2 protein-coding genes are annotated in these 13,029 nt (G+C 76.5%); both read right to left on the reverse strand.

Annotated features, from left to right (window positions below; all coding sequences use genetic code 11):
- Positions 1-53: 53 nt before the first annotated feature.
- Positions 54-3,893 carry a type I polyketide synthase gene (locus ACF09K_RS19875; RefSeq protein ID WP_392245224.1) on the reverse strand — a complete coding sequence of 1,280 codons (3,840 nt, stop codon included), beginning with the start codon at positions 3,891-3,893 and terminating at the stop codon, positions 54-56.
- Entirely contained in the window at positions 3,886-12,738 is an 8,853-nt protein-coding gene (locus ACF09K_RS19880; protein WP_392245225.1) for an amino acid adenylation domain-containing protein, read from the reverse strand. The genes ACF09K_RS19875 and ACF09K_RS19880 overlap by 8 nt, the downstream gene beginning before the upstream one ends.
- Between the last annotated feature and the right edge of the window lie 291 nt (positions 12,739-13,029).

Genomic DNA, 13,029 nt, shown 5'->3' on the forward strand with positions numbered 1-13,029 from the left:
GGGGCGTACTCGGTGGGTCGGGGTCGGGATGGGGGCGGTCGCCGTCCGGTGGCTCACCGGTGCGGCCCGCGCAGGGCCTTGGCGACCACCTCGCCGATGCGGGCGATCGGCTCGGGGTCGGTCATCTCGTAGTGGCCGCAGGGCACCCGGTGGTCGTGGAGGGTGCCGTCGACGTGGGGCCGCCAGCCGTCGGCCTTGCCGGGCTGCACCGCCAGGTCCGTCGGGAAGTCGGTGTGCTCCTCCCCCGCCGCGCTGAAGAACAGCACGTCGCCGTGGAAGACGCCGGGCGCGAACTGGGGTGCGAGGCGCAGGTTGTTGCGCATGACGGCGGCGATGGCGGCCGCCTCGGCACGCGTGACGGGCGAGCCGGCCGGGTCGGCCGCGAGGCCCGCGTCGATACGGTCCAGGACGGTGTCGACGTCCGGTGGCGCGGCCCCCGGTTCGACGGGCAGTCCGGTCACCCGCGACAGCAGCGCCGCCACCTGTCGTTCCGCCGCCCCGGGGTCGTACGTCGTGCCGTGCGGCTGCGGTGCGTCGAGCATGGCGAGGAGTTCGACCCGCTCGCCGTCCGCCTGGAGCGCGCAGGCCATGGCGTGGGCGACGAAACCGCCGTAGGACCAGCCCAGCAGCCGGTAGGGGCCGTGCGGCTGCACCTGCCGCACCAGGGCCAGGTAGGTGTCGACCATGGCGGCGGCGTCCGGTGCGGGCGGCCTGGTGCCGTCGAGGCCGGCCGCCTGGATGCCGTACACGGGCTGGTCGCCGCCGAGGTGGGGCAGCAGGCCCGTGTAGCGCCAGGACACGCCCGCGCCGGGGTGGAGGCAGAACAGGGGGGTGGCGGTGCCCTCCGCGCGCAGCGGCAGCAGCGGGCCGAGGGCGGTGGGGGCGCTCCCCCGGGTGTCCCGGTCCTGTCCGCCGGACGCGGCCTCGTCGGACGCGGCGAGGATCCCGGCCACCGTGGGCGCGGCCAGCAGTTCGGCCGCCGGTACGTCGAGGACGCCGGCCTGGCGGAGCCGGCCCGCCAGCAGCACGGCGCGCATCGAGTCGCCGCCGAGGTCGAAGAAGTTGTCGTGCACGCCGATGCCGCCGATGCCGAGGGTCTCCTCCCACAGCCGGGTCACCGCCTGTTCGCGGTCGGAGCGCGGCGGCACGTGCTCGGTGGTCAGCCGGGGGCGGGGGGCGAGGGCCGGGTCCGCCTCCGCCGCGGCCGGGGTGCCGGGCGCGTCGGGGTGCGGGCGGGCGCCGGGGGCGTCGATCCAGTGGCGGTGGCGTTCGAAGGCGTACGGGGGCAGCGGGACCCGCCGGGCGGTGTCCGGCGCCGGCGGGAGGGCGGTGTCGACGCCCGCGCTCCAGAGCCGGCCCAGGGCTTCGGCGAGGACGAACCCGTCGGAGGCCTCGGCCTTGGCGTGCCGCATGGTGGTCACCGTCACGGGCGTCTCGTCGGCGAGCCCGCCGGTGGCCAGCTTGGTCAGGGTGTCCCCCGGCCCGATCTCGACCAGGACGGGGTGCAGGCGGTCCCACAGGGCGGTGATGCCGTCGGCGAACCGCACGGTGTTCCGGGTGTGGTCGAGCCAGTGCCGGACGGAGGTGGCCTGCGCGTCGGTGATCCAGGTGCCGGTGACGTTGGTGACGTACGGGATCCGCGGCGGGCGCAGGGTGACCTGGCGCAGGTGGGTCTCGAAGGCCGGCAGGACCGGGTCCAGGACGTGGGAGTGCGCGGCGACGGGGATCCGCAGCCGGCGGAACGGGACGCCGCGGCGGGTGAGCTCGGCCTCGAAGCGGGCGACGGGGCCGAGGTGTCCGGCGACGGTGCAGGCGCCGGGGCCGTTGGCCGCGGCCAGGGACAGCTCGTCGTCGAGCAGGGGCCGGACGTCCTCGGCCGGGGCGGCCACGCCGACGGTGGCACCGCCCGCGGAGGCGATGAGCCGGATGCGTTCGGTGACCAGGGGCAGCATGTCCTCCAGGTCGACGACCCCGGCCAGGCAGGCCGCCGTGTACTCGCCGAGCGAGTGGCCGATGAGCGCGTCCGGGCGCACGCCCTGTTCCATGAGGGTGCGGGCCAGGGCGTACTCGGTCACCACGAGGCCGAGGAACGCGGCGGTGTCGTCGGGCTGCCGCTCCTCGAACAGGGTGGTGCGCAGGTCGGCGCCGAGTGCGGGCCGCAGGATGCGGGCGCACTCGTCGACGGTGTCGCGGTAGACGCCGTGGTCGCGGTACAGCTCCGCTCCCATGCCGGGGTACTGGGTGCCGCCGCCCGGCAGCAGGAACGCCACGCGGGCGGGCTCCTCGGAGGGCGGCGGGGTGCCCGGTGCGGCGGTGCGCAGGGCGTCGAGGGCTTCCTCGCGGGTGGCCGCCGTGACGGTGAGGCGGTGCCGCAGTGCGGGCCGGTCGGCGCGCAGGGAGTGCGCGACGTCGTCCAGGCGCAGTCCGGGCCGCCGCTCCAGGTGCCGGGCGAGGGCGTCGGCCTGGCCGCGCAGGGCGCCGGCGGTCCGCGCGGACAGGGGCAGCACCAGGCGGCTCCCGTCCTCGGGCGGGCGGACGCCGTCCGGTGCCGGCGGGGTGGTGGGCGGGGCCTCCTCCAGGACGACGTGGGCGTTGGTGCCGCCGATCCCGAAGGCGCTGACGGCGGCCCGGCGGGGGTGGTCGCCCGCGGGCCAGTCCTCCAGGGCGGTGGGCACGCGGAAGGGGCCGGAGGCGAAGTCGATGAGCGGGTTGGGCCGGTCGAAGTGCAGGCTCGGCGGGATCTGCCGGTGTTCCAGGGCGAGGACCGCCTTGATGAGCCCGGCGATGCCGGCGGCGGCGCCCAGGTGGCCGATGTTGGTCTTCACCGAGCCCAGGGCGCAGAACCCGGTCCGCTCCGTGCTCTGCCGGAACGCCTCGGTCAGCGCGGCCACCTCGATCGGGTCGCCGAGCCGGGTGGCGGTGCCGTGCGCCTCGACCAGGCCGATGGTGCCGGCGTCGACCTCCGCGTCGGCCTGCGCCGCGAGGACGACCTCGGTCTGCCCGGCGGCGCTGGGCGCGCTGAAGCCGACCTTGCGGCGGCCGTCGTTGTTGACGGCGCTGCCGCGGATGACGGCGCGGATGCGGTCGCCGTCGGCGAGGGCGTCCTCCAGGCGCTTGAGCACGACGGCTCCCACGCCGTCGCCGGAGGTGGTGCCGGCGGCGTCCGCGGCGAAGGCGCGGCAGTGGCCGTCGGGCGAGAAGGGGCCGTCGGGCACGTGCCGGTAGCCCAGCGCGGCCGAGGGGTTGAGGGAGACGGCGGCGGCCAGCGCGGTGTCGCAGCGGTGGTCGAGCAGGTCCTGGCAGGCGGTGTGCACGGCGACCAGCGCGGTGGAGCAGGCCGTCTGGAGCGACACGCTCGGGCCGGTGAGGCCCAGCTCGTAGGAGACGCGGGTGGCGAGGGTGCCGAGGGAGTTGGCGGTGGCCGCGTGCACGAGCGCCACCGAGCCGGGCTGCCCGGCGTGGCGGGGGTACACGTGGGCGGGGTAGTAGCGGCTGTCGCCACTGCCCGCGTACACGCCGAACGCCTCGCCCGTGCGGTCGGCGCCGAGGCAGCCGGCGTCCTCCAGGGCGTGGTAGGCCGTCTCCAGCAGCAGCCGTTGCTGCGGGTCGACCACGGCGGCCTCGGCGGGGCTGTAGCCGAAGAAGCCGGAGTCGAAGCGGTCCATGTCCTCGACGACGGAGGCCATGCGCACGAGTGAGGGGTCGTCGAGGTCGCGCGGGTCGCCGCCCGCGGCGAGGAACTCCTCGTCGGGGACGGGCCGTACCGACTCCCGGCCCGCGGCGAGGTTGTCCCAGAAGGTGTCGAGGTCGGCGGCGCCGGGGAAGCGGCCGGCCATACCGATGACGGCGACGGCGGGGAGCTGCTGTTCGTACGGTTCGGTGGTCTCAGGCATGGCCTCGGTCCTTCCCTTGCCGTGCGGTGCGGCGCGCGCGGGCCGCACGCTGGCGCTGTGCTTGTTCCTTGGCGCGGTCCAGGCCGCTGGGGGCGGTCCCGGAGGACCGTGGTGCCGCGGGGGCGACGGCCCGCTGTCCCGCGGTCTCGGACGCGAACGCGGAGCCGGAGCCGGAGTCGGAGCCGGACGGTGGCGACGGCTCCGCGGCCGTCCCGGTGCCGGTGCGCGCCGACAGGTGGCGGGCCAGGTCCCGCACGGTGGGGTGCGCGAACAGGTCGACGACGGAGAGGTCGGCGTCGAAGGCGCTGTTCACGGCGCTCTGGGCGGTGACGAGGAGCAGGGAGTTGCCGCCCAGGTCGAAGAAGTTCTCGTCCCGCCCGACCCGGTCACGGCCCAGTACACCGGACCACACCTCGGCGAGCCGGCTCTCCAGCCGCCGCAGCCCCTCCCCCGGGTCCGCCTGTTCGCGGTGTGCGGTGGTGCCCGCGGAGCGCAGCGTCCAGTCGTCGCCCGCGCCGGCCGCGCGGGCGCCGTCGGCCGCCGCGCGGTACAGGGCGCCCAGGTCGGTGCCGTCCTCCAGGCCGACGCGCGCGGCCAGGCGCCGCACCTGACGGGCCGGGGCCACCACGTGGCTGCGGACCCAGGGAGCGGTGCGGTCGGCGCCGATCAGCAGGTGCGGCTCGTCCAGGGTGCGGGCGAGGTCGAACGAGCGCAGCGCGGCGGGGGCGTCGAGCAGCCGGTAGCCGCGGGCCTCGGTGAGCGCGGTGAGCCGGTAGCCGCGGCTCATGCCGTGCTCGCGCCACATGCTCCAGGCCAGGGACCGGGCGGGCAGGCCGAGGCTTCGGCGGTGCTGGGCGAGGGCGTCCAGGTAGGCGTTGGCGGCGGCGTAGGCGGCGTTCATGGCGCCGCCGAAGTAGCCGTTGACGGAGGAGAAGGTGGTGAAGGAGACGGCCGGGCGGTCGGCGGTGAGCCGGTGCAGGACCCACGCACCGTGCGCCTTCGCCGCCAGGGCCCGGCGCCAGGTGGCCGCGTCGAGGTCGCCCACGGGACGTTCGACCAGGGTCCCGGCCAGGTGCAGGACCGCCGCGAGCGGCACGCCCCAGGCCTCGGTGGCCGCGTCCACCGCGGCCCGCACCTGGTGCTCGTCGGTGACGTCGGCGCGGGCGTAGCGGACCTCGCCCAGTTCGCGCAGCCGCCGCAGGACCTCCCCGCGGGCCGGTTCGGCACCCTGGAGGTCCAGTTCGGACCGCGGGGTGCGGCCCACGATCAGCAGCCGCGTGCCGGGCGTGCGCAGCAGGTGGGCCGCGACCTCGGCGCCGACGCCGCCGAGCCCTCCGGTGATCAGGGTGAAGCCGTCGGGCGCCGGCGTCCGGTCGCGGGACGGCGTGTCGGGCAGGTCGGGCAGGGGGGCGAGGCGCCGCACGTGACGGCGGCCGTCGCGGTACGCCACCTCCGCGCCGTCCGCGGCGACCGTCGACTCGGCCAGCAGGACGGGCAGCGGGTCCGCGTCCTCGTCCGGCGCGAGGTCGAGGTGTGCCGCGCGCAGCCAGCCGAACTCCTCGCCCAGCGAGCGGAGCAGGGCGCCGGCCATGGCGTGCGTGGGGCAGGGGCGGTCCTCGGGACGCACGGCCTGGGCGCCCGTGGAGACGTGGACCAGGTCGACGGGGCGCGGCCGGCCGGGCCGGGCGGCGAGGGCCCGGGCGAGGGCGAGCAGCCGCTCCGTGCCGGTCGTGTCGTACAGGGCCTGCTCCGGCGCTCCGGCGCCGTGCGCTCCGGCGCCGTGCGCTCCGGCGCCGTGCGGGCCGTCGAGGTGCAGGACGGCGTCGACCGGGCGCCCGTCGCGCTCCAGCTGCCCGAGCAGCTCGGTGTAGTCGGCTTCCTCGGTGGGCCGGACCAGGTGGCGGGCCGCGTCGAGCCGGGCGTACGCCGGTCCGTCGCCGACCACCGTGCACAGGCCGCCGGCGGACCGCAGGGCGTCGGCGAGCCGGTCGGCGAGCCGCTGGGTCCGGGGGTCGGCGCCGGTCAGCACGAGGGTGTGCCGGCCGGCGGGGGTCGCGCGCGCGGCGGGGCGTTCCGCCCGCCGCCACACCGGCCGCAGGAACCAGTCGGGCACGGTGGCGGCGGTGCCCAGCAGCAGCTGCGCCCTGCGGACCTCGTCGTCGAAGGCGCCCGCCTCGAAGCTCTTGCGCAGCCTGGTGCGCTGGATCTTGCCGATCTCGGTCTTGGGGATGTCGTCCGGCTCGACCGGGACGAGGAAGGCGGGGCTGACGCCGATCTCCCGGGTGACCTTGCCGGCGATCTCCCGCAGGGCCGCCGCCGTGCCGGCCTCGGAGGCGTCGGCGGTCCCGGAGGCGTCGGCGGTCCCGGGGGCGTCGGCGGTCCCGGGGGCGAGGTGGAAGAAGAGGGCCAGTTCGTCGGTGGGCGAGGAGGGGTCGGAGCGCACCGCGACCGCGGCGGTGAAACTGCTTTCCACGTGCGGCAGTTCCTCGACGCAGGCCTCGATCTCGTGGCTGTAGTGGTTGACGCCGTTGACGATGATGACGTCCTTGGCGCGGCCGGTGATGTACAGCTCGCCCTCGCGCAGGAACGCCAGGTCGCCGGTGTCGAACCAGCCGTCCTCGGTGAACGCCTCGGCGTTGGCCGCCGGGTTGTCGTGGTAGCCGCCGGTCACCGAGGTGCCGCGGACCTGGAACCGGCCCGCCTCGCCCTCGCCGAGGACCCTGCCCTGTTCGTCGACGATCCGCATGGCGAAGCCGGGGTAGGGGCGGCCGCAGCTGACGAACGTGCCCTCGTCGTCGGCGGGTTCGCCGGGCAGGACGGCGTCGGTGACCACCGAGCAGGTCTCGGACATGCCCCAGCCGGGGTGCATCACGTCCTGCGGCAGGCCGAAGGGTTTCAGGGCGTGCAGGAACCGGCGGGCGGCGGCGGCCACGACGACCTCGCCGGCGTTCATCACCAGCCGCATCGGCGACAGGTCCCAGGTGCGGTCCGCGAAGCGGTGGGACTCCTCGGCGAGGAGCCCGAAGGCGAAGTTGGGCGCCCAGGTGACGGTGACCCGGTGCCGGTCGGCCAGGTCCATCCAGCGCAGCGGGTCCTGGAGGATCCAGGAGGTGGGGGCGTGGATCTGGCGGCAGCCGAGGTAGACGTCCCGCAGGTGGAACATCACCACGCCGGTGACGTGGTCCAGCGGGATCCAGTTCAGCGAGACGTCGGTGGCGTCCAGCCCGTTGGTCTGCTCGGTGGCCGCGGAGCGGGTCAGCACGTTGCGGTGGGTGAGGCGCACCGCCTTGGGCAGGCCGGTGCTGCCGGACGTCATCAGCATCAGGAGGAGGTCGTCGGGCCGGGCGGGGTGCCAGTCGTGGTCCTCCGGTGCCTCGCGCAGGGCGTCGGCGGTGGTCAGCCGCAGCCCGGGCCACCCCTGCCGGGCGGCCACGTCGCGCAGCCCGGCCTCGCGTCCGGCGGAGCACACGATCCGGGGCCGGCCCAGCATCCGCCAGATGCCCTCCAGCTTCGTGAGCGCCGCCGAGGGGGTGTCGTAGGAGGCGGGGACGGTCAGCGGGACGGCGACGAAGCCGCCGAGGACGCAGCCCCACAGCACGGCGAGGAAGTCCTCGCTCACGTCGCACTGGAGGACGACCCGGTCGCCGGGGCGCAGGCCCGCCCGGCGCAGACCGGCCAGCACCCGTGAGGCCTCCGCCGTCAGGGAGGCGTAGCTGCGCCGGTGTTCGCTGCCGTCGGGGTGGACGTGGACGATGTCGCCCCGGTCCAGTTCGGCGGCGCGGCGCAGGGCCTGTGCCCAGCCGGACACGGACGGCTCGGACAGCGCGGGGCCCTCGCTGAGCGCCGGGACGAAGGGGGTCGTGACGGTGCTCTCGGTGCTCGCGGCCGGGGCGGGACCCGCCGTGCGGTCGGGCAGGCCGGCGTGGCGGCGCCCGAGCTCCTCGGGGATGTTCTCGGCCGCCACCTCGACGGCGGTGACGCCGGGGAGGCGGGCCAGCCGTTCCCGCCAGGTCTCGGCCGCGGTGCGGTCGACGGCGGGCAGGGCCCGCAGTGCCACGGTGTCGACGGCGCCGTCGGCGTCGCGGGGCAGCGCGTTGACCGCGGTGACGCGGACCGTGCCGTGGCCCGCGCGGTCCAGGGCGTCCTCCAGGCGTTCGGCGGCGTCCGTCCGTGCGGGCACCACGTACAGGTGCGGCGGCTCCCCGTCCGCGCCGGGGAGGGCACGGGCGTCGCGGATGCCGGGCACGGCCCGTGCCGTCTCCTCCAGCTCCGCGGGGTCGGCCGCGGCCGGGGCGGGGGTGCGGTCGGGGACCGCCGGCAGTCGCCCGACGCGGACCCCGGGGTCGGCGCACACCGTGCGCAGGACGTCGTGCAGGGCGTGGGCGAACGCCTCGGCCGTGCCGGCGTCGTAGAGCTCCGTGGCGTACTCGACGTGCAGGGCGAGGCCGTCGGCGGCCCCGTCGGGGGTGCGGCGTTCCAGGACGTCCACGAAGAGGTCGAACTTCGCGGTGCCGGTGGCGGTCGGCCGCAACTCGGTGCGCCGGCCGTCCAGTTCGAGTACGGCGGGTTCGTTGTTCTGCAGGGCCAGCATCACCTGGAAGAGGGGGTGCCGGCCGGCCCTGCGGGGCGGGTTGAGTTCGTCGACGAGCCGGTCGAAGGGCAGGTCCTGGTGGTCGAGGGCGGCCAGGTCGGCGGTGCGCAGCCGGGCGAGGAGGTCGCGGAAGGCGGGGTCGCCGGAGGTGTCGGCCCGCAGGACGAGGGTGTTGGTGATCAGGCCGACGAGGTGGTCGAGGGCGGGTTCGGTGCGGCCGGCGACCGGGGTCCCGAGGACGATGTCCTCGCCGGCGCCGCAGCGCGTGAGCAGGGCGCTGACGGCGGCGTGCAGCACCATGAACAGGCTGGCGTTCTCCCGGTCGGCCAGGCTCAGCAGGTCGCGGTGCACGGCGGCGTCCACGACGGTCCCGACGTGCGCGCCGCCGCCGCGCGGCGCGGCGGGACGCGGGCGGTCGCCGGGGAGGGTGCACTCCTCGGGTGCCCCGGCCAGCGCGGCGCGCCAGTGGGCGGTGAGCCGTTCCCGCCGGCCCGTCCCGTCCGGTTCGGGCGCCAGCAGGGCGCGCTGCCACAGCGCGTAGTCGGCGTACTGCACCGGCAGCGGGGTCCACCGCGGCTCCCGGCCCGCGCGGCGGGCGGCGTACGCGGTGCCGAGGTCGTCGGCGAAGGGCCGCAGCGACCAGCCGTCGGCCGCGCTGTGGTGCAGCACGAGCAGCAGGGTCCGGTCGGTGCCGGTGCCCAGCAGCCAGGCGGCCAGCGGGCTCTGCGCGGTCAGGTCGAAGCGGTGCCGCAGCGCGGCGGTGACGTGGGCGGCGGTCTCGGCGGCGGGGCAGTCGACGCGGTGCAGCCGCGGCCGCAGCGTGCCGGGCGGCATGATCCGCTGGTACGGCACCCCGTCGTGCTCGGCGACCACCGTGCGCAGGCTCTCGTGGCGGTCGGCCAGGTCGCCGAGGGCCGCCCGGAGCGCCTCGGTGTCGAGGTCGGCGGCCGACGGGACGAGGAGCGGGATGTTGTAGGTGGCCGCGCCGTCGTCGAGCCGGTGGAGGAACCACATGCGTTCCTGGGCGAAGGACAGCGGTACGCGCTCCGGGCGTACGGCGTCGCCGAGGGCGGGCCGCGGCGGGGCGGCGGCGCCGGTCCGGGCGGCCAGCCGGTGGGCGAGGGCAGCCGGTGTCGGTGTCCCGAACAGGGCCGTGATGGGGATCTCGGCGCCGGTCTCGTGCCGTATGCGGGCCAGCAGGCGGGTGGCGAGCAGGGAGTCGCCGCCGAGGTCGAAGAAGTTGGCGTCGATGCTCACGGTGTCCCGGGGCAGTTTCAGCACGTCCTCGAACAGCGCGCAGACGAGGGCCTGCCGGGGCGTCCCGGGGCGGGTGCCGGAGGCCTCGGCGGTGAAGTCCGGGGCGGGCAGGGCCCGCACGTCGAGCTTGCCGTTGGCGGTGAGCGGCAGGACGTCCACGGGGACGCAGGCGGCCGGGACCATGTGTTCGGGCAGGTGGGCGGCGGCGTGGGCCCGCAGTTCGGCGGGGCTCGCCGGTCCGTCGCCCGCCGCCACCGTGTAGGCGACGAGCTGCCGGGCGCCGTTGTCGGCGCGGCGGACCACGACGGCGGCCCGGGCGACGCGCGGGTGGGCGGCGAGGACCGCCTCGATCTCGCCCGGCTCGACGCGGAAGCCCCTCAGCTGGACCTGCGCGTCGGCACGGCCGAGGTAGTCGAGGGTGCCGTCGGGGCGGCGCCGCGCCAGGTCGCCCGAACGGTACATGCGGGTCCCGGGCGGGCCGTGGGGGTCGTCGAGGAAGCGTTCGGCGGTCAGCTCGGGCCGGTTCAGGTACCCGGCGGCCACGCCGGCGCCGGAGACGTACATCTCGCCGGTCGCGCCGGGCGGCACCGGGCGGCCCTCGGGGTCCAGCAGGTGGACGCGCAGATCGGCGAGCGGGGTGCCGATGACGTGGGCGCGGCGCGGGTCGTCCAGGTCGGCCCGGGTGAGGCGGTGGTGGGTGACGTGCACGGTGGTCTCGGTGATGCCGTACATGTTCACCAGTGCCGGGCGGTCCAGGCCGTGCCGGTCGGCCCAGGGGCGCAGGGCCGCCGGGCGCAGCGCCTCGCCGCCGAGGACGACGTACCGCAGCGCCCCGGCGTCACCGTCGCGTTCGCGGTCGGCGTCGATCAGCTGCTCGAACGCGGACGGCGTCTGGTCGAGGACGGTGACGCCCTCCCGGTGCAGCAGTTCCAGGAAGTCCTTCGGCGAGCGGCTGACGGCGTACGGGACGACGACGAGCCGGCCGCCGTGCAGCAGGGCGCCCCACATCTCCCAGACCGAGAAGTCGAAGGCGTAGGAGTGGAACAGCGTCCACACGTCGTCCGCGCCGAAGTCGAAGTGCTCGGCCGCGGCGGCGAACAGCCGCACGACGTTCGCGTGCGGCACGGGCACGCCCTTGGGGCGGCCGGTGGAGCCGGAGGTGTGGATGACGTAGGCGGTGTCGGACGGGCTCGTCCGCCCGTGCCGATCGGCGTCGGTGAGGTCGGCGGCGGACCGGCGGGCGAGGTCGGCGGCGGTCTCCGGGTCGTCCAGGAGGACGGCGGGAACGGTGTCCTGGGCCAGGTGGGCGTGGGCGTGCTCGGTGACGAGGGCGACGGGGGCCGCGTCCTCGACGACCAGGCGCAGCCGCCCGGCCGGGTGGCCGGGGTCCAGGGGGAGGTAGCCGGCGCCGGTCTTGAGGACGGCCAGCAGCGCCGGCAGCAGCCGGGGGCCGCGCTCCAGGGCCAGTGCCACCGTCCGGCCGGGGCCCGCGCCGCGTTCGGTCAGCAGCCGGGCCAGGCGGTTGGCCTCGGCGTTCAGCCCGGCGTACGTGAGGTGTTCGTCCCCGCAGGTGACGGCGGTCCGCCCCGGCACACGGGCCGCCTGCTCCTCGAACAGTTCCGTCAGGGTGCGCTCGGCGGGGTACGTGCGTACGGGGGTGTCGCGGGGGTGCTCGCCCGGCAGCAGGAGGTCCAGGTCCCGCAGCGGCGTGGCCGGCCCGGCCTCGGCCAGCCGGCGCAGCACCGTGACGAACCGGTCGCGGTGCAGGGCGAGTTCGTCCTCCTCGTACAGGGCGGGGTTGGCGTCGAGGGCGAGCCACATGCCGCCGGTGCGCGCCCCGGGCCGTACGGAGATCTGGAGGTCGTCGACGGCGCCGCCGGACAGGTGGTGCCAGGTGGTGGGCCGGCCGCCGAAGACCGGCGACTCGTCGAACGGGACGATGTTCAGGACCGGCCCGTACAGGCGGCGTCCGGTGCCCAGCAGGCCGAGGTCGCGGCGCAGGAACTCGCCGCGGTACCGCTGGTGCCGGCGCAGGGCCCCGAGTTCGTCCGCGACCGCGCGCACCAGTTCCGCGACGGTCGTGCCGGGGGCGGCCGCCACGCGCAGCGGAAGGACGTCGGAGGCGGTGCCGGGGGTGCGCAGGGCGGCGCTGCCGAGCCGGCTCATCGTCGCCAGACCGAGCACCAGGTCCTCCGCGCCGGTCATCCGGTGCAGGTAGGCGGTGGTGGCGGCGGCCAGCAGGTCGGTGCGCGAGACGCCGAGGCGGGCCGCCGCCGCGTCGAGGGCGGCCACCTCGGCGGGCTCCAGTTCGGCGGTGCGGCGCAGGAAGGGGGCGGTGGGGGCGGCCGTCCGGGAGGTGAGCCGGGCGGGCTCCGGCAGCCCGGCCAGGCGCCGCGCCCAGTGGGCGCGGTCGCGCTCGTACCGCTCGGAGTTCCGGTAGGCCTCCTCCTCCGCCCGGAGCCGGCTCACCGGCTCGAACCCGGAGGGGCCGGGCTCGCGCCCTTCGGCCAGGGCGTTGTACGTGTGGGCCAGGCGTCGTCCGAGGAGCTTGTAGCTGTAGCCGTCGAGCAGGAGGTGATGGGCCCTCAGCAGCCAGATGAAGCGGTCGGGTGCCAGGGTCAGCAGGGTGTGCGAGAACAGCGGGCCCTTGTCCGTGTCCACGGGGGTGGTCAGGTCGGCGCGGATGTGGGCCCAGGCGGCGGCCTCGGGGTCCTCGGCGTCGCTGACGTCGACCCGGTGCGGACTCCAGTCGGCCGCGTCCGGGGCGCGTCGGCAGCGGGGGCCGTCGTCGGTGTCCACGAACCGCAGGGCGAAGGTGTCGGCCTCGTCGACGGTGCGCCGCAGCGCGGTCTCGAACAGGCCGGTGTCCAGGGGCCCGTGGATCTCCACCGCTTCCGCGGTGTTGTACGCGGCGCTGTCCGGCGCGAGCCGCCCGGCGTACCAGAGGCCCTCCTGGGCCCCGGACAGCGGTCGGCGGTCGTCCTCCTGCAGTGACATAGCACAACCCTCACGTGACAAGCCGTAATGTCCCGGACGGACGAGGGCCCGGCCGGATCGGACGGGTGCGGCCACCGCCCCGTGCCGTCCTCGCGTGCGGATGCGCGCCGGGCGGGCTCACGGGCGGGAAAGGGGGGTCGCACACCAAGGGCGGGGGAAGGGGTGCCGGTCGGCTCCCGGCCCCGGTTTCGCTGGACCTCACGGTGGGACACCGCGCCAGACCGGGTCAAGCAGGGACCGGTCCCCGGGCCTGGATTCAGGTGTTTCCCTAATGACCGCGGTGCGAGGGAG

Source organism: Streptomyces sp. NPDC014882, assembly GCF_043081325.1.
Taxonomy (GTDB): domain Bacteria; phylum Actinomycetota; class Actinomycetes; order Streptomycetales; family Streptomycetaceae; genus Streptomyces.

What these genes read in the sequence shown, in the direction of transcription:
- ACF09K_RS19875 (WP_392245224.1), bottom strand. Translation starts at nt 3,893, where the DNA reads ATGCCTGAGACCACCGAACCGTACGAACAGCAGCTCCCCGCCGTCGCC.
- ACF09K_RS19880 (WP_392245225.1), bottom strand. Translation starts at nt 12,738, where the DNA reads ATGTCACTGCAGGAGGACGACCGCCGACCGCTGTCCGGGGCCCAGGAG.